Origin of the sequence: Caballeronia sp. LZ001, assembly GCF_031450875.1 — a bacterium.
Lineage (GTDB): Bacteria > Pseudomonadota > Gammaproteobacteria > Burkholderiales > Burkholderiaceae > Caballeronia.
In genome coordinates, this window is record NZ_JARTVX010000004.1 from 4298888 (window position 1) to 4324402 (window position 25515).

A 25515-nucleotide genomic window follows, 5' to 3' on the forward strand; every position below is an offset into this window, starting at 1 on the left:
TCATTCGGCGAGATGGTCGGTCGGATTGGCGAACAGCGCTTTCATGTCCGCCGATAACGGAAACTGCAGATTGATGCCGTCCGGCGGTATGGGCTGCATGAACCAGGTGTCGTAGAGCTTCTTCGCTTCGCCCGAGCGCTGCATGCCGGCGATCACATCGTCGACGATGCGTTTGAACTCGGGATCGCCCTTGCGCATCATGCAGCCGTACGATTCATTGGAAAGCGATTCGCCCGTCACCATGTAGTCGCGGCGCGCCGCGCCTTCCTGCGCGATCTTGCCGTAGAGCAGCGGGTCGTCCATCACGAAGGCGACTGCGCGGTCGCTCTTGAGCGCCTGAAATGCCTCGGCATGATCGCGCGCACTGATGATACGCAGATTCAGCTTGCGCTCGATGCTCATCTCCCGCAGCAGCCGTTCGTCCGACGTGCCCGCCGTGGTGGAGACGGTCTTGCCCGCGAGATCGTCGTAATCGCGAATGCCCGATTTGCGCTTCACGACCATGCGAATGCCGTACAAAAAGAAACTGTTGGAAAACGCGACCAGCGGATCGCGCTCGGCCAGATGCGCGGTGCTGCCGCATTCCAGATCGACCTGATTGTTCACCACGTAGGAGATGCGGTTCGACGAGGTCACGACCACGTTCTTCACCGTGAGATTCGGCATGTTGAGCCGGCGCTTCACTTCATCGACGACTTTGAGCGCGATGTCGTAGGAGTAGCCGACCGGCTGCTGCTTGTTCAGATAAGAAAACGGCACCGACGATTCACGCGCGCCCAGGACGATCGCGCCGTTCTCGGCGATCTTGCGCAGCGTGGCCGAAGGCGGAAGCTGATCGACGGCGGCCTGCGCGGAAGCGAGCTCTTTCGCCGTGGCGGCCCATGCCGGAGAGCAGAAAGACAGCGCGGCGGACGTCGCGATGCAAACGTTTCCGACAATGACCCGGAACGCGCCCGCTCGCGGCGCGCTTGAGTACTGCTTCATGGATGTCCTCGCTGGAAGCGCGTGTTGCTGGCCCTCTGTTTGTCTTGTTCGCACCGCGGATGCGGGACCGGACGCCGCCTCTTGCGTGCGGCGCCCGTTACTCTGCAACTAAAATTGCGACGCTCAGGCAGGCTTGCCCCAGCTATCGCGCAAGCTGACGATACGGTTGAACACCGGCTTGCCTGGTTGCGAATCCAGACGGTCCGCGACGAAATAGCCGTGGCGCTCGAACTGGAAGCGGTCTTCGGCGTTGGCTTCGCGCGCGCTGGGTTCCAGGAACGCATTGACGATGCGCTTCGAATCCGGATTCAACGCATCCAGAAACTCCGCGCCACCCGCGCCCGGTTGCGGCTCCTTGAACAGGCGGTCGTAGATACGCACTTCGGCCGCGTAGGCCGTCGCGGCGCTGACCCAGTGGATCGTGCCCTTGACCTTGTACGCGTTCGCGCCGTCCGTACCCGACTTGCTGTCCGGGAAGTAGTTGCAATGCACGGCGATCACCTTGCCGTTCTCGTCCTTGTCCGCGCCCGTGCACTCCACCACGAAGCCGTACTTGAGCCGCACTTTGTTGCCGGGGAAAAGGCGGAAATAGCCCTTCTGCGGCGTTTCCTGAAAGTCTTCGCGTTCTATCCACAATTCGCGCGAGAACGGAAATTTGCGCGTGCCGCGTTCAGCATGATGCGGATGCACGGGCGCGCTGCATTCCTCGCTTTGTCCTTCCGGATAATTGTCGATGATGAGCTTGAGCGGATCGAGCACCGCGATTGCGCGCGGGGCTTTCTCGTCGAGATCGTCGCGCAGCGCGCCTTCGAGCACGCTCATGTCGATCCACGAATCCACCTTGGTCACGCCCACGCGTTCCACCATCAAGCGGATGCTTTCCGGCGTGAAGCCACGGCGGCGCACGCCCACGATGGTCGGCATGCGCGGGTCGTCCCAGCCGTCCACGTGATTCTCCTGCACGAGTTGCAGGAGCTTGCGCTTGCTCGTGATGGCATACGTCAGGTTCAGGCGCGAGAATTCGATCTGCTGCGGCAGGGGACGCGCGAACACGCCATCGTCGGCGAGTTGCGCCAGGAACCAGTCGTAGAGTGGCCGGTGATCCTCGAACTCCAGCGTGCACAGCGAGTGCGTGATGTTTTCGAGCGCGTCCGACACACAATGCGCGTAGTCGTACATCGGATAGATGCACCACTTGTCGCCCGTGCGGTAGTGGTGCGCGAAGCGGATGCGGTAGATGACCGGATCGCGCATGTTGAAGTTCGGCGCCGCCATGTCGATCTTCGCGCGCAGCACGTGCTCGCCTTCCTTGAACTCGCCCGCCTTCATGCGGCGGAAGAGTTCGAGGTTTTCAGCGGGCGTGCGGTCGCGATACGGCGAGTTGATGCCCGCTTCGGTTGCCGAGCCGCGCGTGGCGCGCATTTCCTCGGCGGTCTGACTATCGACGTAGGCCTGGCCTTTCTTGATGAGCAGCTCGGCGCATTCGTACAGCTTGTCGTAGTAGTCGCTCGCGAAGTATTTGTGTTCGCGGCCGTCCTTGTTCCACTCGAAGCCGAGCCACTCGACCGCGTCGATGATCGAATCCACGTACTCGACGCTTTCCTTCTCGGGGTTCGTGTCGTCGAAACGCAGATGGCATACGCCGCCGTAATCCGCGGCCAGCCCGAAATTCACGCAGATGCTTTTCGCGTGACCGATATGCAGATAACCGTTCGGCTCGGGTGGGAAGCGGGTCTCGACACGCTGCGACCACTTACCTGAACGGTTGTCGTCTTCGATGATGTTGCGAATGAAATTGGATGGCGCCGGGGCGTCGTTGCGATCGGTGTTCATGCGAAAAGAAGTGCCAACGGATGCGCTCGCGTGTGATCGGTTCGGGAAACGTTCCTCGCGGCTCGGAACGCGTTCGAATGCTAGGTATATCGGGATGATTCTACCTTACGCAACCCGCGCGGGCAGGCGCTCGCGGGTTTCGCCGATGCCGCCTTTCCATGCGCTGCGGATCGGCCTGCATATTCCGGCTCCCGCGTTACACCTGTGAAGCACTTATTCGGTCACCGTAACGAGGGTAACGGAAGGTAAATCGCGTTGTGGGCGGGGCGCGCGGGCTTTTATGATCGGCTCGCCGGTCGGGTTGCAAGCCGGCAAGCGGTGCGACTACAAGACATCACAACGACAACACAACGAGAACACAGGGAATTCGACCATGAACAAGATCATCAAGCTCGCGGCGGTGGCCGCGCTCGTGACGAGCCTCACAGCCTGCGCGGGCGTGTCGCGTCAGCAGGCTCACGCGGCCATCGGCGCGGGCGCGGGTGGGGCGCTCGGCTACGTGCTCACGGGCGGGCCGCTCGGGACCATCGCCGGGGCGGCGGCGGGCGGGCTGATCGGCGCGGGAACGCGTTGATACCGGCGTATCGCGCTCAGATCACCTTGCCCTTTCGCAACTGCGTAATGCGCGCATCGTCGTAACCGAGCACGTCCTTGAGCACGCTCGTGGTGTGTTCACCGAGCATCGGCGGATGCGTGCGTGCTTCGGGCGGCGTCGCGCTCATCTTGATGGGGCTTGCCACGAGCTTCACGTCGCCGCCTTCCGGATGCGGCAGATCGATACGCATCCTGCGCGCCAGCACTTGCGGGTCGTCGAACACTTCACCGAGATCGTTGATCGGGCCGCACGGCACGCCCGCCGCTTCCAGCGCGGCGAGCCATTCGTGCTTGCCGCGCGTGGCGACCATGTCGGCGAGAAGCGGCACGAGCACGTCGCGATTGCGCACGCGTGACGGGTTTTTTGCGAAGCGCGGATCGTCGGCGAGATGCGCGCATGCGCCTGCCTCGACGAACTTGCGAAACTGCCCGTCGTTGCCGACCGCGACGATGATCCAGCCATCGCTCGTCTGAAACGTCTGGTACGGCACGATGTTCGGATGCGCGTTGCCCCAGCGCACCGGCGGCTTGCCGCTCGCGAGATAGTTGGTGTTCATGTTGGCGAGCATGGCGACCTGCACGTCGAGCAGCGCCATGTCGATATATTGCCCTTCGCCCGTGCGATCCCGGTGCGAGAGCGCCGCCAGCACGCCGACTGTCGCGTACATGCCGGTCATGAGGTCGGCGATGGCGACGCCTGCCTTTTGCGGACCGCCGCCGGGTTGTCCGTCGCGCTCGCCGGTGATGCTCATGAAGCCGCCAATGCCCTGAATGATGAAATCGTAGCCCGCGCGCTCCGCATATGGCCCGGTCTGCCCGAAGCCTGTTACCGAGCAATAGACGATATCCGGCTTCACTTCTTTCAGCGATTCATAGTCGAGCCCGTACTTCTTCAACTGACCGACCTTGTAGTTCTCCAGCACGACATCGCTTCGAGCGGCCAGCGCGCGCACGATCCGCTGACCTTCGTCGCTCGCGATATCGACCGTTACCGAGCGCTTGTTGCGATTCGCCGCGAGATAGTAGGCGGCCTCGCGCGTGTCTTCGCCATCGGGCTTCTTGAGATAGGGCGGGCCCCAGTGACGGGTGTCGTCGCCGGTTTCGGGCCGCTCGATCTTGATGACCTCCGCGCCCAGGTCGGCGAGCGTCTGCGCGCACCACGGTCCCGCGAGCACGCGGGTCAGGTCGAGTACGCGGATATGGCTGAGTGCTCCCATGCGTCGTGTCTCTCGTCTCGGGTTTGGTTTCTGACCACGCGACTGTCGCATAGAACGGACGGGCGCGCGAGGGCGCTTTATCCGTTGCAGACGCCTGCCGCGCCCCGGTTCGGCACCGCGAATCCCGTATAATCAAAAATTACTCGGAATAGCCTTAAGTCTTGCCGAAACCCGCATCAGAAGGGCTTCAAACGGGCTTTACCAAGGCTTCGTCAGAAAACCAGCAGAACACGCAAAACGCCCCGTACGCCATGAAAGCCGCCGAAATACGCGAGAAATTCCTGAAGTTTTTCGAATCGAAGGGACATACGATCGTCCGTTCGTCGAGCCTCGTGCCGGGCAATGACCCGACGCTGCTCTTCACCAACTCGGGCATGGTCCAGTTCAAGGACGTGTTCCTCGGCGCCGAAGCGCGGCCGTACTCGCGCGCAACCACAGCGCAGCGCAGCGTGCGCGCGGGCGGCAAGCATAACGATCTGGAGAACGTCGGCTATACGGCGCGGCATCACACGTTCTTCGAGATGCTCGGCAACTTCTCGTTCGGCGACTACTTCAAGCGCGACGCCATCCACTACTGCTGGGAGCTGTTGACGAAGGTCTACATGCTGCCGCCGGAGAAGCTCACCGTCACGGTCTATCAGGAAGACGACGAAGCGTACGCCATCTGGGAAAAGGAAATCGGCGTGCCGGCGGAACGCATCATCCGCATCGGCGACAACAAGGGCGCGCGCTACGCATCCGACAACTTCTGGCAAATGGCCGACACCGGCCCGTGCGGTCCGTGCTCCGAAGTGTTCTACGACCACGGTCCGGAAATCTGGGGCGGCCCGCCGGGGTCGCCGGAGGAAGACGGCGACCGCTTCATCGAGATCTGGAATCTCGTGTTCATGCAGTTCAACCGCGACGCGCAAGGCAACATGACGCCGCTGCCCAAGCAGTGCGTCGATACCGGCATGGGCCTCGAACGTCTCGCCGCCGTGCTGCAGCACGTGCACAGCAACTACGAGATCGACCTCTTCCAGACGCTCATCAAGGCCGCGGGCCGCGAGACCCATACGGCCGATCTGGAAAACAACTCGCTGAAGGTCATTGCCGACCATATCCGCGCGTGCTCGTTCCTGATCGTCGATGGCGTGATTCCCGGCAACGAAGGCCGCGGTTACGTGCTGCGCCGTATCGTGCGCCGCGCCATTCGTCATGGCTACAAACTCGGCCGGCGCGGCTCGTTCTTCCACAAGCTCGTGCCGGACCTCGTCGCGGAAATGGGCGCGGCTTACCCCGAACTTGTCGATGCTCAACAGCGCGTCACCGATGTGCTGCGGCAGGAAGAAGAGCGCTTCTTCGAGACCATCGAGCACGGCATGTCGATTCTCGAAGGCGAACTGGCCGAACTCGACAAGAAGGGCGTGAAGCAACTGGACGGCGAACTCGCGTTCAAGCTGCACGATACCTACGGCTTCCCGCTCGATCTCACGGCCGACGTATGCCGCGAACGCGGCGTGACGGTGGACGAACCCGCCTTCGACGACGCCATGGCGCGTCAGCGCGATCAGGCGCGCGCGGCGGGCAAGTTCAAGCTCGCGGCCGGCCTCGAATACTCGGGCGCCAAGACCACGTTCCACGGCTACGAGAAGGAAATCTTCGACGACGCGAAAATCGTCGCGCTGTATGTGGAGGGCGCGTCGGTGAGCGAGGCGCAAGCGGGCCAGCAAGCGGTCGTCGTGCTCGATCACACGCCGTTCTATGCGGAATCCGGCGGTCAGGTGGGCGATCAGGGCGTGCTCGCGAATGCCTCTGCGCGCTTCGCGGTGGCAGACACGCTCAAGGTTCAGGCCGATGTCGTCGGCCACCACGGCACGGTGGAGCAGGGCACGCTCAAGGTCGGCGACGTGGTGAAGGCGCAGATCGACGCCATCCGCCGCGCGCGCACCGCACGCAATCACTCGTCCACGCACTTGATGCACAAGGCGTTGCGCGAAGTGCTCGGCGGTCATGTGCAGCAGAAAGGCTCGCTCGTCGACGCCGACAAGACGCGCTTCGACTTCGCACACAACGCGCCGATGACGGACGACGAGATCCGCCGCGTCGAGCAGATCGTCAATCAGGAAGTGCTTGCGAACGCGCCGGGCGTCGTGCGCGTCATGTCTTACGACGAAGCGGTGAAGGGCGGCGCTATGGCGCTCTTCGGCGAGAAGTACGGCGACACGGTGCGCGTGCTGGACCTGGGCTTTTCGCGCGAACTCTGCGGCGGCACACATGTGCAGCGCACGGGCGACATCGGCCTCTTCAAGATCGTGATGGAAGGCGGCGTGGCGGCGGGCATTCGCCGTGTCGAAGCCATCACGGGCGACAATGCCGTGCGCTATGTGCAGGAGCTGGATCAGCGTATCAACGCGGCGGCGGGCGCCCTCAAGGCACAACCGTCCGAACTCACGCAGCGTATCGCGCAGGTTCAGGAGCACTTGAAGTCGCTGGAGAAGGAACTGGGCGCGCTCAAGTCGAAGCTCGCATCGAGCCAGGGCGATGAACTCGTTTCGCAAGCCGTCGATGTCGCGGGCGTTCAAGTGCTGGCCGCGCAACTCGAAGGCGCGGACGTGAAGACGCTGCGCGAAACCGTCGACAAGCTGAAGGACAAGCTCAAGAGCGCGGCTATCGTGCTGGCTTCCGTCGAAGGCGGCAAGGTCAGCCTCATCGCGGGCGTGACGGCGGATGCATCGAAGAAGGTCAAGGCGGGCGAGCTCGTCAACTTCGTCGCGCAGCAAGTGGGCGGAAAGGGCGGCGGCCGTCCCGACATGGCGCAGGCGGGCGGCACGGAACCGGCCAAGCTGCCGGCCGCACTCGCAGGCGTGACAGGCTGGGTGCAGCAGCAGCTTTAAAGCGCGGTGGAAGTGCTTAAAACGGTCCGGTTGGCGAAAGTCACCGGGCCGTTTTTCATTACAGCCTGTCAGGCACATCTCGTGCATCTTCTCCGGTACTTTCAACCAAAAGGGGAGAACAAACATGAACCACAAGATTGCATCGATCGTGCTGGCTGGCGCAATGATCGCCGCCACGGGCGCAGCACAGGCCAAGGGATGTCTCGAAGGCGCGGCAGTCGGCGGCGTGGCGGGGCACGTCGCGGGCAAGCACGGCGTGGTGGGCGCGGCGGGTGGCTGCGCGATCGGCCATCACGAAGCGAACAAGAAGGACAAGGCCGCGCAGCAAGCCAACGCCGCCAGCGGCACGACAGCGAAGTAAGCGCAGCCTCGACCCAAGTTATTGTTTGCGCCATAAAGCGCGCCGCCGGCTTCGGTGGCGCGCTTTATCGTCAGATGACATGTTGAATTGGAGCGGCGCGCTGACGGCACCGCGTCGTCGATGCTCGTAGCGGCAACGCGCAATCAAGACCGATAGCGCAATCGTTCGACGCTGCCCGTCGGTATCCTAAGTGTCGCGCGATTAGAACGGGCGCGGCACACGATCTATCGCTCAATCGCATTCGAATCATGCACGGCGCGATGCGGATAAAATGAGCGGACTGCTTGCACGGCACGCAACGATGGCGACCACGCAATCTTCACTCGTCCCGGGTCCCGAAGCTCGTGCAGCGCCTTCTACCAGTCTTCCAGCGAACTCCATGACCGCGCCGAACGAATCCATCCAGCATTTCGCCTCCGACAATTACGCGGGTATCTGCCCCGAAGCGCTCGATGCGCTCGTCAAGGCCAACACCAGCGGCCACGAACCGGCTTACGGCGACGATTCCTGGACCGCGCGCGTGTGCGACCGCATTCGCGACCTGTTCCAGACCGACTGCGAAGTCTTCTTCGTCTTCAATGGCACGGCGGCCAATTCGCTTGCGCTGGCGTCGCTGTGCCAGTCGTATCACTCGGTCATTTGCCACGAGCTCGCGCATATCGAAACCGACGAGTGCGGCGGCCCCGAATTCTTCTCCGGCGGCTCCAAGCTTCTGACCGCCAAGGGCGAGAACGGCAAGCTCACGCCCGATGCGATCGAGGAACTCGTCACCCGACGCGCTGATATCCATTATCCGAAGCCGAAAGTCGTCTCGCTCACGCAATCGACGGAAGTGGGCACGGTCTATACCGTCGAGGAAGTGCGCGCGATTGCGGCCATCGCCAAGCGGCGGCATCTGACCGTGCATATGGATGGCGCGCGTTTCGCCAACGCGGTCGCCACGCTCGGCGTGCATCCGTCGGAGATTACTTGGCGCGCGGGCGTCGACGTGCTGTGCTTCGGCGGCACCAAGAACGGCTTGCCGGTCGGCGAAGCGGTCGTGTTTTTCGACAAGGCGCTTGCCGTGGATTTTGCTTATCGGCTGAAACAGGCGGGGCAGCTTGCATCGAAAATGCGCTTCATCTCCGCGCCGTGGCTCGGCTTGCTCGATAACGATGTCTGGCTGCGCAACGCGCGTCACGCCAACTCAATGGCGCAATTGATGGCCGAGCGTCTCGCGAATATTCCCGGCGTACAGGTGCTCTTCAAGCCGGAATCGAACGCGGTGTTCGCGGAATTGCCGCCGCACGTCGCCACCGCCTTGCGCGCGAAAGGCTGGAAGTTCTATCAGTTCATCGGGTCGGGCGGCTGCCGCCTGATGTGCGCATGGGACACGCGCGAGGACACCGTCGAGCGCTTCGCCGACGAAGTCCGCGCACTCGCAGCGATCAACCGCTGATGCAGCCGCTGCCGACGATGAGCAAACCGCAACCCACGCGCCGCGCGGACTATCCGCACTTCCTCACCATCAGCACGCGCTGGTCCGACAACGATGTCTATGGTCATATCAACAACGTCGTCTACTACAGCTACTTCGATACCGTCGTGAACGAGTATCTGCTGCGCTCGGGCGTGCTCGACTTCGCGGGCGGCGAGACGATCGGGCTCGTCGTGGAAACGCGCTGCAATTTCTTCGAGTCGGTTTCGTTTCCCGATCTGATCGATGCGGGCTTGCGCGTGGAAAAGCTCGGCACGACGAGCGTGCGCTACGAGGTCGGCATCTTCACGCAAGGCGCAAAGAGCGCGGCGGCGCAGGGCCATTTCGTGCATGTCTATGTGAACCGCATGACGCGCCGGCCGGTGCCTTTGCCCGAGCGTCTCGTCGATGCCTTGAAGCCGCTCGTCAACGCTTGAGGATTGTTCCGTGCTTCAGTGGTTCAGCGTGAGCCTGCTCAACGGCGTGAGCGTCGGGCTGCTGCTCTTCATGCTCTGTGCGGGCCTCACGCTCATCTTCTCGATGCTCGGCGTGCTCAACTTCGCGCACGCGAGCTTCTATATGCTCGGCGCGTATGTCGGTCAGGCGCTGGCTTCGTATGGCGGATTCTGGCTGGCACTCGTCGTGGCGCCTTTGATCGTCGGCTGCGCGGGGGCGTTATTCGAGCGCTTTCTGCTCAAGCGCGTGCATGCGCGCGGCGCGCTCGCCGAGTTGCTGCTCACGTTCGGCGCGGCCATGGTGATAGGCGAGGGCGTGAAGCTCGTATGGGGGCTCGGACCGTTGCCCGCGACGATTCCCTCCGTGCTCGACGGGCCGCTCTTCACCTGGTACGGCGCCGCATTTCCACGCTATCGCGTGTTCATGATGCTGCTTGCCATCCTCATGCTCGGCGCGTTGCATGTCGTGTTGCGCGTATCGAAGACGGGGCTCGTGGTGCGCGCGGCGCTCACGCATTCCGCGACGGTCGAAACGCTCGGCCACGATGTCCCGCGCGTCTTCACGACGGTGTTCGCCGCCGGCACGGCGCTGGCGGCGCTCGCGGGTGTGATCGGCGCGCCGCTTGCCGTGCTCGAACCGTCGATGGCCGATGCCGTCGGTCCCATCGTGTTCGTCGTCGTGGTCATCGGCGGGCTGGGCTCGCTTTCGGGGGCGCTCGTCGCGTCGCTCTTGATCGGCTGCGTGCAGACATTCGCCGTGGGCACGACGGCATCGGCGGGGAGCATTGCTGCCTGGTTCGGCGTGCGTTTGCCGGACGCTTGGGCCGCGCTCAGCGTCGCGCAACTCGCGCCCGTGCTGCCGTACCTGTTGCTCGTCGCGATGCTGGCGGCGCGTCCACGCGGACTTTTCGGTGAAGAGACGGGCGATGCTTAAGTCCCTCGCGCCGTGGCTCGCACTCGTCGCGGCGCTTGCGCTACCGCCGCTTTGCTTCGATCGATCCTGGCTGCTTGCGTATCTCGCGCAGACGGCGACGCTCATCGTCTTCGCGCTCTCCTACAACTTGCTGCTCGGGCAGACGGGCTTGCTTTCCTTCGGTCACGCGGTTTATGCGGGGTTCGGCGCTTTCGCCGCCGCGCACGTGTTCAATCGCTTTGGCGTGCCGTTGCCATTGCTGCCATTGATCGGCGGATGCTTTGCGGTGCTCGCGGCCATCGTCTTCGGCGCGATCTCGACGCAACGCGGCGGCACGGCTTTCGCGATGATCACGCTAGGCATCGGCGAATTGGTTGCGGCAAGCGTCTGGCTCGTGCCGGGCTGGTTCGGCGGCGAGGGTGGCGTGGCGATCGATCGCGCGAGCGGCGCTGCGCTCTTCGGATGGACATTCGGCCCGTTGCGGCAGGCGTATGCGTTGATCGCGTGCTGGTGTGTCGTGTCGGCTTGCGCGATGTTCGCGTTCTCGCGCACGCCGCTTTGTCGCCTCGCCAACGCCGTGCGCGACAATCCCGTGCGCGCGGCGGCGATAGGCGCGTCGCCACGGCGCGTGCGCTTCACGATGCTCGTCGTATCCGCGTTCTTCGCGGGCATTGCAGGCGTGTTGTCGCTCGTGAATGTCGAACTGGCATCGGCGGAAAGCGTCGGGCTTGCGAGATCGACGAGCGTGCTGGTGGCGACGGTCATCGGCGGGACCGGAAGCTTCTTTGGGCCGATTGCCGGGGCGGTGCTGCTCACGTTTTTCAGCGTGGCGGTGGCGAGCGTGTCCGCTGCCTGGCCGATGTATCTCGGACTGTGCTTCGCGTGGGTGATCGTCGCGGCGCCCGATGGCGTCGCTGGCTTCTTCACGCGCATGCGCACGCGCCCGCTTCGTTCAACCATGTATGCCATGTCGAGCACGCTGGCGTTCGGTGCGGCCGTGGTCGTCGCGGTGGAGACGCTCTATGCGCGACAAGCGGATGCAAGCGCGTTGCCGCACGGCGTTTGGTGGATCGCGTTGCCTTGCTTGGCGCTCGGCGTTGGGCTCGCGTGGATCGATCGACGGGCGCGGGGCGTGCTATGAACATGGGTCTTGAACCGCGTAAGTTCGGTGAGCGCTTCAGGGCGATCTTTGCCGCCGGCCGCAAAGGGTACACGCCATGACCATCGCCCTCGAATTGCGCGGCATCGCGAAACGGTTCGGTCCGACGCGCGTTCTGCGCGGTATCGATCTGCAAGTGCAAAGCGGCGAACGTCATGCGCTCATCGGCCCGAACGGCGCAGGCAAGTCCACGCTCTTCGACACCATTTCCGGGCGCACCAAACCCGACGAAGGGCGCATCGTGGCAATCGGTATCGACATCACCGGTCGCGCGCCGCAACGCATTAGCCGAATGCTTGCGCGCAGCTTCCAGACGACGAGCGTCTTCACCGGCTTGAGCGTGCTCGACAATTTGCGTTGTGCGGCGTTGGGCTCGGCTTCGTCGCGCATGATCGATCGCTGGCTGCCGTCGCGCGCGCTCGAAGACCGCGCCCGCGCCATGCTCGATGCCATCGGCCTGGCCGCTCACGCCGACGTACCCGCCGCACGGCTCACGTATGCCGAACAGCGCGCGCTCGATCTTGGCATCGCGCTCGCCACCGATGCGCCGCTCATTCTCCTCGACGAACCCACGGCGGGGATGAACCGCGCGGAGGCATCGCGCGCGCTGGCGCTGATTCGGGCGACGACGCAAGGGCGCACGCTCGTCGTCATCGAGCACGACATGGACGCGGTGTTCGGCCTCGCGGATCGCATCTCCGTGCTGGTTCAAGGGCGCGTGATCGCCACCGGCACGCCTGCGGCGATTCGCGACGATCGCGCGGTGCGCGAGGCGTATCTGGGGGAATCGCGATGAGCGCCGGGTTGCGTATCCACGATCTGCGCGCGTGGCATGGCGCGGCACAGGTACTGCACGGCGTGAACCTGTCGATAGCCGAAGGCGAGATCGTCGCGCTCGTGGGCCGCAATGGTTCGGGGCGCTCGACGCTCGCGAAGTCCATCATGGGCCTCGTGCGCTGCGAGGGCGAGATGCGGTTTCGCGATGCATCGCTCGTCGGGCTGCGGCCGTTTCGCATCGCGCGCATGGGAATTGGCTACGTGCCTGAAACGCGCGATGTGTTTCCGGGCTTGAGCGTGCGCGACAATCTCGTGCTCGGCGAGCGTCCGGGCACGCGCTTCAGTGTGGACGATGCTTATCGCCTCTTCCCCGTGTTGCGGGAGCGCGCGCGAGTGAAGGCCGGCGCGTTGTCGGGCGGCGAACAGCAAATGCTGGCGCTGGCGAGAACGCTGGCGGGCGATCCGTCGTTGGTGGTCATCGACGAACCCGGCGAAGGGCTCGCGCCGCAAATGCTGACGCAAGTGGCGGCGTGCCTCGCGGGTCTGCGCGAACGCGGCGTGGCCATACTGCTGATCGAAGAGCGCCTGACGATCGCGCGCATGCTCGATGCGCGCGTCGCGGTGATGGGGCACGGCGCGGTTCAGTTCGACGGGGCGTTGGGAGAGCTGGAAACACGCGCCGATGTGCAGCGAGAATGGCTGTCGGTGGGTTAACTCACTCCTTGCTATCCCGATCCACAATCCACTCATGCTTCGGATCGTTTTTAAAGTGCCACGTGCGCTTATCGCCCGCCATCACGTTGAGATAATAATTATCGTAGCCATAAGGCACGACGACCGGATGATACCCACGCGGCACCATCACCACGTCGCGGTTCTCCACCGCCAGGGTTTCGTCGAGATCGCGCTCGTCGGTATAAACACGCTGAAACGCAAAGCCCTGCGGCGGATTCAGCCGATGGTAATAAGTCTCCTCCAGCGAACTTTCGACAGGCACGTTGTCCTGATCGTGCTTGTGCGGCGGATAGCTCGACGCATGGCCGCTCGGCGTACGCACTTCGACCACGAGTAACGACTCTGCGGCCTCGGTCTGCGGAAGAATATCGCACACGTGTCGCGTATTCGCGTTCTTGCCGCGCGTCGAACGCTTCATTTGCGAGGGCTCGATGAGTCGCGGCGGATACACGCCCGTCGCCGGCGCGCTCGCCACACCGAGTTCCGTTTCGCGCTCCGCCCGCACGATTGCCGCGAGCTTCGGCGGTACGTAGACGGCATAGGGCGCGGCGTCTTCGAACACACTGTCGCGCGAGCCGATGGACTGCCAGTGCTCGTCGCCCGCCTCGACGCTCACCGTGCCCGTCAGCACGACGATGCAGCTTTCGCGCCCGGCGTCGTAGACATGCAGCACTTCACCTTCTTCCAGCCGGTACGCCGCGAAGCCGACATGCTTCCAGCCAGCGGATTCCGGTGTCACACGCGCGATCGTCTGGCCTTCGCGCGATGCCTTCACTAACAGGCTCATGCCGTCTCCTTGAATGTGGCATCGACAAGTGTGCGCAACGTGCGATAACCCTTGTCGGCATACTCGAAACTCCGCGCGATCACCGGGTCCTGCTCCGCTTCCACGACGAGCCAGCCGTCGTAATCGTGCTCGGCCAGACACGCGACGATGCCGGGATAATCCACCGCGCCATCGCCCGGCACGGTGAAGGCGCCATTGATGACCGCATCGAGAAAACTCCAGTTGCGATTGCGCGCCAGCTTCACGATCTCCGGGCGCACGTCCTTGCAATGCACATGGCACACGCGCGCAATATGCTTGCGCAGCGTGGTCAATGCGTCGCCGCCCGCGAAGGTGATGTGGCCCGCATCGAAAAGAAGGCCCACCGCGTCGCTGGTCTCCGCCATCAGACGGTCGACGTCCGCGGGCGTCTCCACATACGCGCCCATGTGATGATGATAGGCGACCCGAACGCCTCGTGACAGCGTGTATTCCGCGAAACGATTCAGCCGCTCGGCATACTGTTGCCACTGCGCATCCGCAAAGAAACGCGGGCGCTGATAGAGCGGGCGCGGCGCGCCTTGAATGGAATTCGCCACTTCGCCATAGACCATCACCTTCGCGCCGTTTTGCGCGAGCAAGTCGAGATGGGCACCCACGGCTTCGATCTCTTCTTCCGCGCTGCGCTCGGCGAGTCTGCCCGAGTACCAGCCCGACACCAGCGCGAGGTCGTATTGCGCCAGCAGCGTCTTGAGCGCCTGCGGCTCGCGCGGAAACTTGTTGCCGAGTTCGAAGCCTTCGTAACCGATCCGCCGGCCTTCGGTCAGCGCGACGGACAAGGGCGTCTCGCCGCCGAGCGATGGCAAATCGTCGTTCATCCACGACAAGGGATTGATTCCGATCCGTACGTGCAAAGACATGTGCGCGGTCCTAGATAGAGTTGCCTTCGCTGCGTGCTTTCAACGCGCGCTCGTAACGCTCGCGCGCCGACAAGACCGCATCGCGATCCGATACCTCGGGCACCGCGACTTCCCACCACCATCCGCCTTCGTCGGTCGTGCGCGCGGGGTCGGTGTCGATGGAGATGAGGTAGCTGCGCTCGGCGGCGCGCGCGCGTTGCATCGCGGCCTGCAAGTCGTCGATGCTCGCCACATGCTCCGACAACGCGCCGAGCGCACGCGCGTGCATCGCGAAATCGATGGTCGGTGCGCCGAGCGAGCCTTGCTTGCAGTCGTCGATCAGGTTGTTGAAGGGCGCGCCGCCGCATGCCTGTTGCAAACGGTTGATGCAGCCATAGCCGCGATTGTCGAGCAACACGACGATCAGCTTCGCGCCGAGCATGACGGAGCTCGCCAACTCGCTGTTCATCATGAGATAGCTGCCGTCGCCGACGATCACGATCACCTCGCGCTCCGGCCGCGCGAGCTTCGCGCCCAGACCGCCCGCGATCTCGTAGCCCATGCATGAATAACCGTATTCGACGTGATAGCCGCCCGGCGCGCTCGTGCGCCACAGCTTCTGCAGGTCGGCCGGCAAGGTGCCCGCCGCGCACACGACGATATCGTCAGCCGGCGAATCGGCTTTCGAGCGCTGCACCGCGCCGATGACATCCGCTTCGCGCGGCAAGGCGTTGTCGGCGACGGGCGTGTTCGTCACGTGCGCGACAGTCTCGCGCCAGTCGTCGGCGAGACGTTTGGCGCGCGTGGTCCACTGCGACGACGCGCGCCAGTCGCCGAGCGCTTCGGAAAGCGCATCGAGTGCGAGGCGTGCATCGGCTTCGACGCTCAGCGCGTCTTGCTTCAGGGCATCGAAAGGATTGGCGTTGATCGAAACGAGTTGCGCATGCGCAAAGAGCGTGTTCGATCCCGTGGTGAAGTCCTGCAAGCGCGTGCCGACCGCGAGCACGCAATCGCTCGATTGCGCGAGTTCATTCGCCGATGCCGCGCCCGTCACGCCGATTCCGCCCGCGTTTAGGGCGTCGTCCCAAGCGAGCGCGCCTTTGCCTGCCTGCGTTTCTGCGACGGGCACGCCATGCTTGTGCGCGAAGGCGCGCAACGCGTCGGTGGCGAGGCCGTACAGCACGCCGCCGCCCGAGACGATCAGCGGTTCGCGCGACTCGCGCAAGGCCGCTGCGGCGCGCGCGATTTCATGCGGTGACGGCGCGCTCGCATGGAACTCGACCACACGCGGCTCGAAGAACGAAGCGGGATAGTCGTAGGCCATCGCCTGCACGTCCTGCGGCAGCGCGAGCGTGACGGGACCGCAGAGCGCGGCATCGGTAAGCACGCGGATCGCGCGCGGCAACGCGCTCAACAACTGCGCCGGATGCACGATGCGATCGAAATAACGCGATACGGCCTTCAAGGCATCGTTCGCGGAAACGCCGCCGTCGTGTGCGTCCTCGACTTGTTGCAGAACCGGATCGGGCGCGCGCGACACGAAGATGTCGCCCGGCAGAAGCAGCACCGGCAGCCGGTTCACATGCGCGAGCGCGGCCGCCGTCACGAGATTGGTGGCGCCCGGCCCGATGGACGTCGTGACAGCCATCATGCGGCGCCGCATACGCGCCTTCGCAAACGCGATCGCGCTATGCGCCATGGCTTGCTCGTTGTGCGCGCGATACGTCGGCAATTCCTCGCGATGCCGATACAACGCCTCGCCGATGCCCGCGACATTGCCGTGCCCGAAAATTGCGAAGACGCCGCCGAAGAGCGCCTCGCCGCTTTCCGTGCGCAGCGCGGCGAGATAGCGCACGAGCGCCTGCGCGGTGGTCAGCCGGATGGTAGCGTGCTGATTCATGCTGCTTGCTCCTGTCTTGGCTGCACGGCATTCAGCGACGCGCGCGCCTCGCGCCATGCGGAAATCAGCGTTTCGAACGTGTGGCGAACGCGCGCGATCAACTCGTTGTCGCCGATTTCACCCGCGAGCCATGCGCGGCTCGGCTCGTGAAAGATGGTGCGTCCGACCGTGAAGCCCTTGCACGTTTTGGACGATGCCGCCGCCTTGAAGCCATCGCGCAACTGATCGACCGCCGCCGAGAGCCCGAGCAGCACGACGCCGCGGCAATACGGATCGCGCTCGGCAATCAGCGCATCGACGGCCTGCCATTGCTGTGCGCTCATCGGTTCGAGCTTCCACCATTCGGGATAGATGCCGAGGTTGTAGAGGCGCTTCAATGCGCGATACGCCGTGTCGTCCTCCACGGGCGGTCCGTTCTTCGGCACGATCACTTCGAGCAGCAGTTCATTGCCGCTCGCCTGTGTCGCATCGTAGAGCGTGCGCAGTTGCGCTTCCTGTTCGAGGCGCACGTCATGCGGATGATCGGGGTGATAGTGCACGAGACACTTCGCGATATGCTCGCGCGGCCATTCGATGAGCGTCGTGCCGACGTCGCGGCCGTGATCGAACACGAGCGGCATCGAGCCCGGCAACTCGACCGGACGGCCGATCCACCAGCCGCGGCCAGTCGCGGCATTGAGCGCATCCTGTCCGTAGCGGTCGTCGATCAATACGCCGATACGGCCGGCCAGTCCGCGTTCTTCTTCCGTCTTCGCGACGGCATCGACGAAAAGACCCTTCAGCTTCGCAATGCGCGTTTCGTTTGCGCCGGTCTGCTGCGCAAGCTCGAAAAACTGGTTGCGATGATCGAACGCGAAGCCGAGCACTTCGTCCCATTGCTTGCGCCTGGGGCTCACGCGATGCAGACGCGCGAGGCCCGCATCGCGATCCGGACGGCGCATGCGTGCCGGGTCTTCTTTTGCGGCCGCGAGGAAGTACACGAGTTCCTCGGGCGTGGGCATGGCGGGCGCGCAGCCGTGACGCGAAACGACGAGCGCGCCGCACGCATTTGCCGCGCGCGCGCACGCTTCGAGCGATTCGTCGCGCAGCCAGCCCGAGAGGAAGCCGGACGCGAACGCATCGCCCGCGCCGAGCACGTTGAGCACTTCGACTTCGACGCCGCCATGAATGGGCGCATCGTCGATGGAAGCGGGCACCGCGCCTTCGATGATCGAGCAGCCGAGCGGCCCGCGCTTCACGACGAGCGTGGCATGAGTAACGGTACGAACCATGGCGAGCGCATCGATCAGATCGTCCTTGCCGCCCGCAATCCGGAACTCTTCTTCCGTCCCGATCGCGAGATCGATCAGCGGCAGGATATGCAGCAAATGCGCGGTGACGCTTTCATCGGCGACGAAGCGCGTTTCGCCGTCGGCCTTGCCTGTCAGACCCCACAGCACCGGCCGATAATCGATGTCGAGAATCGTGCGCACGTTGTTTCGGCGCGCGTATTCGAGCGCGCGGCGGCTCGTGCGATTCACCTGTTCCGTGGAGAAGTGCGTGCCCGTGATGAGCAATGCCTTCGACGAGGCGATATACGCTTCGTCGAAATCGTTTTCGTCCACGGCCATGTCGGCGCAATTCTCGCGATAGAACACGAGCGGAAAGGTATCGCGATCTTTTATGCCGAGCAGCACGAGCGCGGTGAGACGCTCGAAGTCCGTGCGCACGTGGCTCACGTCGCAGCCTTCGCCCGCGAGTGTTTCGACGAGAAAGCGTCCCATGTGATCGTTGCCGACGCGCGCGAGCATCGACGACTTGAGCCCCAACCGCGCGCAACCGAACGCGATATTCGCCGACGACCCGCCGAGATACTTCGCAAACGTCGCGACGTCTTCGAGCCGCGCGCCGACCTGTTGCGCGTAGAGATCGACCGCGAGGCGGCCGAGGCACACGATATCGTGCGCACGGTCCGCTGCAAAACGTGAGGTGTGTTGTTCTGGCATGGCTTGTTGTCCTCGATCCTCAGATCGTCGCGCCTTCGAGTTCGTTGATCATCGTCTGCATCTCGGCGCCGCCCGCCATCATGTCGAGCACTTCGTTCTTCGAGATGGTGTCCTTGGTGTAGGTGCCCATCGAGCGGCCGCGATTGAGCAGCGTGAAGGAGTCGCCGATCGGATAAGCGTGGTGCACGTTGTGCGTGATGAAGATCACGGAAATGCCTTTTTCGCGCGCCTTGTGAATCAGCTTCAGCACGTTGAAGCTCTGCTTCACCCCGAGCGCGGCGGTCGGTTCGTCGAGAATCAGCACGCGTGCGCCGAAGTGAATGGCGCGCGCAATCGCGAGACATTGCTTCTCGCCACCGGACATGGTGCCGATAGGCTGATGCGGATCGCGTACGTTGATGCCCATTTCCGCGAGCTTTGCCTGCGAAGTCTCCGCGGCAAGATCGAGATCCATCACGCTGAAGAGACCGAAGCGTTTCTTCTGCGGCTCGCGGCCCATGAAGAAATTGCGCGCAACGGACAAGAGCGGCACGAGCGCGAGATCCTGATAAACCGTGGCGATGCCCAAATCCAGCGCTTCCTTCGGCGACTCGAAGCGCACTGGCTTGCCATCGACGAGATAGTCGCCGGCGGACGGCGTATGCACGCCCGCCAGCGTCTTGATGAGCGTGGACTTGCCCGCGCCGTTATCGCCCAGCAGGCAATGCACTTCGCCGCGTCGCAGGCGCAAGGTCACGCCGTTCAATGCGATGACCTTGCCGAAAAACTTGCTGACGTTTTCCAGCGCGAGAATGTTGTCGTCGTTCATGGCGTTGGCCTCACTGAGCTTGCGATACGCGACGGCGCACGTAGTGATTGAACAGCACGGCGAGCAGCAGCATCACGCCGAGAAAGACGCGGAACCAGTCGGAACTCACGTTCGTATAAGTGATGCCGATCTGCACGACGCCGAAGATGAGCGCGCCGAAGCACGCGCCGACGACCGAGCCATAACCGCCCGTCAAAAGCGTCCCGCCGATGACCGCCGCGATGATCGCCTCGAATTCCTTCTGCAAGCCGCGATCGGCCGCTGCCGAGCCGATATCGCACACCTGCAGCACGGCGAAGAGACACGAGCAGAAGGCGGTGAGCACGAACAGCGAAATCTTCACGCGCCGTACCGGCACGCCGACGTTCTTGGCCGCGTTGGCGTCGCCGCCGACCGCGAGAATCCAGTTGCCGTAGCGCGTCTTGGCGAGCACGAAGGCGCAGACGGCGGCGAGCGCGAGCCACCAGATGATGACCTTCGGAATGCCCGGCACGAGCGGCTGGCCGTTATCGAGCAACTGACCGATCCCCATGTGCGCGAGCCACGCGAAGAGGCCGTGCAGCGCGACGCCGCGAAAGAGCGTGTCGGCGAGCCAGTCTTGTTGAGCGAGATCGCCGACACCGGAAATGATGGTGCGATCCGCGAACATGATCGAGAGCGCGAGCGTGAGGCCGCGCAGGATGAACAGAAACGCGAGCGTGACGATGAACGAAGGCAGCCGCGTCTTCATCACGAGGTAGCCGTTCAACGCGCCGAGCAGCATGGAAGCGACGAACGCGAAGAGAATCGACAGCGAGAACGGCCAGTGCAGATAAACCGAGGGCAGCGCGACCATCATGCCCGCGAAGCCGATCATCGAGCCGATGGACAGATCGAACTCGCCCGCGATCATGAGAAGACACGCGCCGACCGCGAGCAAGCCGAGGTAGGCCGCGACCTGCGACCAGTTCATCACGCCGTCGAGGTTGAACATGCCCGACGAACCCGCCGCGAAGCCGAACACGATGAACACGAGCACGGTGCCCGAGATCGCGGCGAACTCCGGCCGGTTCAGCAGATGGCCGAACCACGATTGCCGGCGCACGCGTTCGTCCGAGGGCTTTGCTGCCTCCTGCGTCTCGGCCGACTCTGGCTGTGGATTCGCATGTGGAGGGTAATGCTTGCCGGCTACGCCCATGATGGCTCCTTGACTGATACCGATGCGCGCGCTCCTGCCGCGTCGGGAATAGACGCAGCAGACACACGACGTTCCGCGGAAATGCAGTGATAGCGGGCGGCGCTGAAAAGACGGCCGCCCTGAACGGTCAACGATATTGACCGGCGTATTTCACGACCTTGTCGAGATTCTCTTTGGTGATGAAGCCCGGACCCGAACGAATGTTCTTCGGTCCATACGACGGCGCGAGGCCATACGTTTCGAGACGCGCCTTGAACTTCGGATTCGCTTCGAGAATCTGGCGAATCTTCACCGGGTCCGTGGTGTGATCCTTCTTGACGATAGCGAGCACGGCCACGGGGATATAGCCCTGCAAGTACGGTTGCTGATCGATTGCGAACTTGATCGTGCCGTCCTTGATGCCCTTCGCGATGTCATCGGAAAAGTCGAAGGTCACGAAATAGAGCTTGTTTTGCAGGCCCATTTGCGTGACGGCCTTGAGCGTCGCCGAGGCGGGCGTGGGTCCGAGCGTGAGTACAGCCTGCGTATCGGGATGATTGCGCAGGTAAGCCGACACCTTCGACTGAATCTCCGTCGGGTCCTGACCGGAGTCGATGGTGGACGCCTTGTAGTCGACGCCGATGGCTTCCGCGAAGCCACGGCAGCGGTCGAATGACACCGTGTTGGTCGCGATATGGTTCACGCACAGGAACGACTTGACGCCCGCGGCCTTCGCCTTTTCGCCTGCGGCCTTGCCCGCGACGTATTCCGGCTGGCCGATATGCATGATCGCATTGAGTTGCTCGCTTTGCTCTTCGGTGCCCGAGTTGATCGTGACGAGCGGAATCTTCTTCGCCGTCACCTTGTTGAGCGCGCTCTTCAATACGTCGAAGTCCGCGATGGTGGTGATCACGCCGTCGTAATTACGCGCGGCGGCCTGCTCGATGAGACGCGACATATCGGCAATGTCGCCGTTGGGCGGATTGCGATAGTCGGTCTGGACGTTGAAGTCCTCGTCGGCTTGCTTGATCGAATTCTTGATGACGTTCCACCACGAGTCCGAGTCGGGCGCGTGGCTGATGAGGACGAACTTGGCGTCGGGCGCCGCGTGAGCGGGGGACGCCGTCAACAAGGCTGTGCTGCTCAGGATTGCGGCTGCCGCGAGCGCGCGCAACGCGGCTCGGCCATTGCGAATGGTCATTGTCTCCACCTATCTCGGTTTGTTGTTTGATCTGACTTTTCCGCGAGCCGATGCGGCCGTTGCTTGGGGCCGCTTCGAACTCAGCACCAAGAGTAGGCCAAGTTTTCCCGGTCTGCAATAGGAATTGCACCGATGCCATAAATGGAAAATACGTTCCATTTTCCTTGCGGCCTTCCTATAATCGCTTCCACGGCGTCTGCCTTCGCGGCGCCATCGACATGAGCTATCCATGCAGGATGAGACCAGCACCGACGTGCAGAGCGTCGACGATCTGATGCAGCGCATCACCGACGCTTACGACACGTTGCCGCGTCAGTTGAAGAACGTCGCGACGTATATCGAGCAGCATCGGTCGAGCGTGATGATGGATCGTACGAGCGATATCGCCACCGCGTGCGGCGTGCATCCGTCGGCCGTGGTGCGCTTTGCGCAGCGCTTCGGTTTTTCGGGCTTCTCGGACTTGCAGGCCGTGTTCAGGCAGGCGTTCGCGGGCGGCAATGGCTCGCAGCAGAGTTATCAGCAGCGCATTCGCAAACTCATCGACGAAAAGGCGGGCGATGCCTCCGGTGTCTCCGTGGCGCGCGAATTCATCGCGGCGAGCCGCACGGGACTCGACGAACTCGAAGCCGGTCTCGACGACGAACAGTTCGACGCCGCCGTGGAAATGCTCGAACACGCGGAGAACATCTATGTGATCGGCGTGCGGCGCTCGTTCGCGGTGGCGAGCTATATCGTCTACGCGTTGCAGCACACGAGAAAGCGCGTGCATTTGATCTCCGGCATCGGCGGCATGTTCCGCGAACAGGTCAAGAGCGTGAGAAAGGGCGACGTGGTCGTGGCCATCAGCTTCGCGCCTTATGGCAAGGAAACGCAGTATTGCGTGCGCGCCGCGCAGCATCACGGCGCGAAGACGCTCGTGATCACCGACAGCCAGCTTTCGCCGCTCGCGCGTCACGCGAGCGCGAGTCTGCTCGTGAAGGAGGGCAGCGCGTTCGCGTTCCGCTCGCTCACGAGCACCATTTGCTTGTGCCAGGCGCTGTTCATCGCGCTCGCGTACCGGCTCGAACTCAACGTAGAAGAATCCAAGGAGACAGGCGGCTATGACGATTGACGTGGCGGTATTCGGAGCAGGGCGCATTGGCAAGATTCACGCGGCCAATCTCGCGCGGCAGCCTGGCGTGCGCCTCAAGTATGTCGTCGATGTGAACCGCGAGGCCGCGTCGGCGCTCGCTGCGCAATACGGCGCGCAAGTCGCCGATGTGGATGCCGCCATGGGCGACGCCTCGGTGGGCGCGACGGTCGTCTGTTCGAGCACGGACACGCATGCGGACCTGATCCTCGCATCGGCGGCGCAAAAGAAGCACGTGTTCTGCGAGAAGCCCGTGGACCTCACGCTCGAACGCGCGCGCGCCTGCGCCGATGCCGTGCAGAAAGCGGGCGTGGTCTGCATGATCGGCTTTCAGCGGCGCTTCGACCCAACTTTCTCGGCATTGAGGGCGCGCGTGGAAGCGGGCGAGATCGGCGAACCGGAAATGCTGATCGTGACGAGCCGCGATCCGGGCGCGCCGCCCGTGGAATACATCAAGCATTCGGGCGGCATCTTCAAGGACATGCTGATCCACGACTTCGACATCTTCCGCTGGATGCTCGACGACGAAGCCGACACGCTGCACGCCACGGGCAGTTGTTTGTCCGATCCCGCCATCGCGGATGCCGGCGATATCGATTCGACAGCCGTCACCATCCGCACGAAACGCGGACGCCTGTGCCAGATCAACACGGCGCGGCGCTCGGGCTACAGCTACGATCAGCGCTTCGAGGTGCTCGGCAGTCTCGGCATGCTGCAAGCGGGCAACGTGCGTCCGACCGAAGTGACGGCATATTCGACCAAGGACGTGTCGAGCGACGTGCCCGAGGCGTTCTTTCTCGAACGGTATCGCGCGGCGTATGCCGCGGAAATCGCGCATTTCTTCGATGCCGTGACCAATGGGAAGCCCGTGCGCACCACTGTTGCCGACGGCCTCAAGGCGCTCGAACTCGCCGAGGCCGCGACGCTTTCGTGGCGCGAAAAGCGCATCGTGAAGCTCGGGGAGAACGCGGCATGAGCGCGGTGCGGGTGGGCATTGTCGGGCTGGGGCGGCTCGGCCGCAGACACGCGGAAAACCTCGCGTGGCATGTGCCGGGCGCGCGGCTCGTCGCGGCGTGCAGCCCGGTTGAGCAAGAGCGCGAATGGGCTCGCGACAACCTGCCGGAAATCGCGCTCCATGCCGATTACGCCGACTTGCTGACCGATCCGTCCATCGACGCCGTGTGGCTCGTCACGCCGACTTCGCTGCACGCGCGGCAGATCATCGCCGCGTTGCGCGCGGGCAAACATGTGTTCTGCGAGAAGCCGCTGTCGCTCGATCTCGCCGAATGCGACAGCGTGATCGAGGAACACGCGCGGCATGCGCATCTGCATGTAATGATCGGCTTCGTGCGCCGTTTCGATGCGAGTTATCGAGATGCCTTCGAGCGCATTGGCGAAGGCGCGATCGGCCGGCCGTTCATGGTGCGCTCGCAGACCTGCGACAAGAATGATCCGGATGGTTTTTTCGTGCGCTTCGCGCCGACATCGGGCGGACTCTTTCTCGATTGCAGCGTGCACGACATCGACCTCGCGCGCTGGATGCTCGGTAATCCGAAGCCCAAACGCGTGTTCGCGAGCGGCACGATAGCAATCCACGAAGGCTTGCGCGAATGTGGCGATATCGACAATGGCGTGGGCACGATCGAATTCGACGATGGCCGGCTTGCCGTGCTATTCGCTTCCCGCACGATGGCTCATGGCCACGACACGCAGACAGAAGTCATCGGCACGGCGGGCGCGCTTGCCGTTGGGCGCAATCCGCGTGCGAACCGCGTCGAGATCGCCGATGCACACGGCATGCGAAACGTTTGCACGCCGACTTTCTTCGAGCGCTTCGAAGATGCGTTTTTACGCGAAGCGCAAGCCTTCGTCGCGCTCGTGCGAGATGGCACGCCGACCGGCCTCACGCTCGACGATGCGCGCGAGGCAACGAGGATCGGCATCGCCATGCGGCAGGCATATGAGACCGGGCGCCCGGTGGACTTGTGAACGCTGCGTTAGAATCGGGCCTTCGATGTTTCGCAACACGCAAGGCTTAACGGAATTCAAATCGCGATGGAAGTTCACAAGGAAGTCGACGCGCGCGGGCTCAACTGCCCGTTGCCGATCCTGCGGGCAAAGAAAGCACTCGCCGACATGACGAGCGGCCAGATTCTGAAGGTGCTCGCCACCGACCCCGGATCGCAGCGCGATTTCGCGGCGTTTGCAAGGCAGACCGGCAACGAGATCGTCGAAGTAACCACGCAGGACAAAGTGTTCACCTTTCTAATGCGACGCCGCTGAAAAGGAAAAAGCCCATCACATGACGCGA

The 25515-nt window shown here is 63.5% G+C and carries 23 protein-coding genes; 13 read left to right on the plus strand and 10 right to left on the minus strand.

The features are described from left to right. Together P9292_RS31180 and P9292_RS31185 are read right to left on the minus strand one after the other, a co-directional pair. Positions 1-984: a transporter substrate-binding domain-containing protein gene (locus tag P9292_RS31180; RefSeq protein ID WP_244825699.1), complete on the minus strand. Its 984-nt coding sequence runs from the start codon at positions 982-984 to the stop codon at positions 1-3. 123 nt (positions 985-1107) lie between these two features. Continuing rightward, the gene (locus P9292_RS31185) at positions 1108-2817 is read right to left on the minus strand and encodes a glutamine--tRNA ligase/YqeY domain fusion protein (protein WP_309962820.1); all 1710 of its coding nucleotides are present in this window, start codon (positions 2815-2817) and stop codon (positions 1108-1110) included. Positions 2818-3190: 373 nt separating this feature from the next. On the opposite strand from P9292_RS31185, the gene P9292_RS31190 reads away from it, so the two are divergent. Next, a complete protein-coding gene (locus tag P9292_RS31190) occupies positions 3191-3391 on the plus strand; it encodes an ornithine carbamoyltransferase (protein ID WP_244825697.1) in 201 nt (66 codons plus the stop codon). A gap of 16 nt (positions 3392-3407) precedes the next feature. Here P9292_RS31190 and P9292_RS31195 read toward each other — a convergent pair whose 3' ends face one another. Continuing rightward, positions 3408-4628 carry a CaiB/BaiF CoA-transferase family protein gene (locus tag P9292_RS31195; RefSeq protein WP_250509270.1) on the minus strand — a complete coding sequence of 407 codons (1221 nt, stop codon included), beginning with the start codon at positions 4626-4628 and terminating at the stop codon, positions 3408-3410. A 251-nt stretch (positions 4629-4879) separates the two neighbouring features. Here P9292_RS31195 and alaS point away from each other — a divergent pair, with 251 nt between their 5' ends. From alaS to P9292_RS31235, 8 genes are all read left to right on the plus strand, one after another. Continuing rightward, the gene (gene alaS / locus P9292_RS31200) at positions 4880-7504 is read left to right on the plus strand and encodes an alanine--tRNA ligase (protein ID WP_309962823.1); all 2625 of its coding nucleotides are present in this window, start codon (positions 4880-4882) and stop codon (positions 7502-7504) included. 124 nt (positions 7505-7628) lie between these two features. Then, positions 7629-7865, plus strand: coding sequence for a hypothetical protein (locus P9292_RS31205; protein WP_244825693.1), 237 nt, complete (start codon positions 7629-7631; stop codon positions 7863-7865). A gap of 400 nt (positions 7866-8265) precedes the next feature. Further along, positions 8266-9303 (plus strand): low specificity L-threonine aldolase, encoded by a 1038-nt coding sequence (locus P9292_RS31210; protein WP_244828077.1) that lies wholly within the window; start codon positions 8266-8268, stop codon positions 9301-9303. A gap of 17 nt (positions 9304-9320) precedes the next feature. Continuing rightward, positions 9321-9758 (plus strand): thioesterase family protein, encoded by a 438-nt coding sequence (locus P9292_RS31215; RefSeq protein WP_244825692.1) that lies wholly within the window; start codon positions 9321-9323, stop codon positions 9756-9758. 70 nt (positions 9759-9828) lie between these two features. Continuing rightward, positions 9829-10710 (plus strand): branched-chain amino acid ABC transporter permease, encoded by an 882-nt coding sequence (locus P9292_RS31220; protein ID WP_309964242.1) that lies wholly within the window; start codon positions 9829-9831, stop codon positions 10708-10710. Continuing rightward, a complete protein-coding gene (locus tag P9292_RS31225; protein WP_309962825.1) occupies positions 10703-11830 on the plus strand; it encodes a branched-chain amino acid ABC transporter permease in 1128 nt (375 codons plus the stop codon). Before P9292_RS31220 ends, P9292_RS31225 begins: the two co-directional genes overlap by 8 nt. Positions 11831-11906: 76 nt before the next feature. Then, positions 11907-12644, plus strand: coding sequence for an ABC transporter ATP-binding protein (locus P9292_RS31230; protein WP_309962826.1), 738 nt, complete (start codon positions 11907-11909; stop codon positions 12642-12644). After that, on the plus strand, positions 12641-13339 hold the full coding sequence (locus P9292_RS31235) for an ABC transporter ATP-binding protein (RefSeq protein ID WP_309962828.1): 699 nt from the start codon (positions 12641-12643) through the stop codon (positions 13337-13339). The genes P9292_RS31230 and P9292_RS31235 overlap by 4 nt, the downstream gene beginning before the upstream one ends. Position 13340: 1 nt before the next feature. Here the strand turns inward: P9292_RS31235 and iolB are convergent, their stop codons facing one another. From iolB to P9292_RS31270, 7 genes are all read right to left on the minus strand, one after another. Further along, on the minus strand, positions 13341-14147 hold the full coding sequence (gene iolB / locus P9292_RS31240; protein WP_309962830.1) for a 5-deoxy-glucuronate isomerase: 807 nt from the start codon (positions 14145-14147) through the stop codon (positions 13341-13343). After that, on the minus strand, positions 14144-15046 hold the full coding sequence (iolE, locus tag P9292_RS31245) for a myo-inosose-2 dehydratase (RefSeq protein WP_309962832.1): 903 nt from the start codon (positions 15044-15046) through the stop codon (positions 14144-14146). The genes iolB and iolE overlap by 4 nt, the downstream gene beginning before the upstream one ends. Before the next feature lie 10 nt (positions 15047-15056). Further along, positions 15057-16925, minus strand: a complete 1869-nt coding sequence (gene iolD / locus P9292_RS31250) for a 3D-(3,5/4)-trihydroxycyclohexane-1,2-dione acylhydrolase (decyclizing) (RefSeq protein WP_309962835.1) — start codon at positions 16923-16925, stop codon at positions 15057-15059. Further along, positions 16922-18910, minus strand: a complete 1989-nt coding sequence (gene iolC, locus P9292_RS31255) for a bifunctional 5-dehydro-2-deoxygluconokinase/5-dehydro-2-deoxyphosphogluconate aldolase (protein ID WP_309962836.1) — start codon at positions 18908-18910, stop codon at positions 16922-16924. Before iolC ends, iolD begins: the two co-directional genes overlap by 4 nt. 19 nt (positions 18911-18929) lie before the next feature. Then, a complete protein-coding gene (locus P9292_RS31260) occupies positions 18930-19718 on the minus strand; it encodes an ATP-binding cassette domain-containing protein (RefSeq protein ID WP_244825680.1) in 789 nt (262 codons plus the stop codon). Positions 19719-19728: 10 nt separating this feature from the next. After that, positions 19729-20895 carry an ABC transporter permease gene (locus P9292_RS31265; RefSeq protein WP_244825679.1) on the minus strand — a complete coding sequence of 389 codons (1167 nt, stop codon included), beginning with the start codon at positions 20893-20895 and terminating at the stop codon, positions 19729-19731. Between the two features lie 127 nt (positions 20896-21022). Continuing rightward, the gene (locus P9292_RS31270; protein WP_309962838.1) at positions 21023-22075 is read right to left on the minus strand and encodes a sugar ABC transporter substrate-binding protein; all 1053 of its coding nucleotides are present in this window, start codon (positions 22073-22075) and stop codon (positions 21023-21025) included. A 229-nt stretch (positions 22076-22304) separates the two neighbouring features. On the opposite strand from P9292_RS31270, the gene P9292_RS31275 reads away from it, so the two are divergent. The 4 genes from P9292_RS31275 to P9292_RS31290 all read left to right on the plus strand — a co-directional run bounded on the left by P9292_RS31275 (position 22305) and on the right by P9292_RS31290 (position 25487). Beyond that, complete coding sequence (locus tag P9292_RS31275) at positions 22305-23186, plus strand: MurR/RpiR family transcriptional regulator (RefSeq protein ID WP_244825677.1); 882 nt, start codon at positions 22305-22307, stop codon at positions 23184-23186. Further along, positions 23176-24180 carry an inositol 2-dehydrogenase gene (gene iolG, locus P9292_RS31280; RefSeq protein WP_309962841.1) on the plus strand — a complete coding sequence of 335 codons (1005 nt, stop codon included), beginning with the start codon at positions 23176-23178 and terminating at the stop codon, positions 24178-24180. The genes P9292_RS31275 and iolG overlap by 11 nt, the downstream gene beginning before the upstream one ends. Next, positions 24177-25193: a Gfo/Idh/MocA family oxidoreductase gene (locus P9292_RS31285; RefSeq protein ID WP_309962843.1), complete on the plus strand. Its 1017-nt coding sequence runs from the start codon at positions 24177-24179 to the stop codon at positions 25191-25193. The genes iolG and P9292_RS31285 overlap by 4 nt, the downstream gene beginning before the upstream one ends. Positions 25194-25259: 66 nt before the next feature. Beyond that, positions 25260-25487 carry a sulfurtransferase TusA family protein gene (locus tag P9292_RS31290; protein ID WP_062601442.1) on the plus strand — a complete coding sequence of 76 codons (228 nt, stop codon included), beginning with the start codon at positions 25260-25262 and terminating at the stop codon, positions 25485-25487. The last annotated feature ends 28 nt before the right edge of the window (positions 25488-25515 follow it).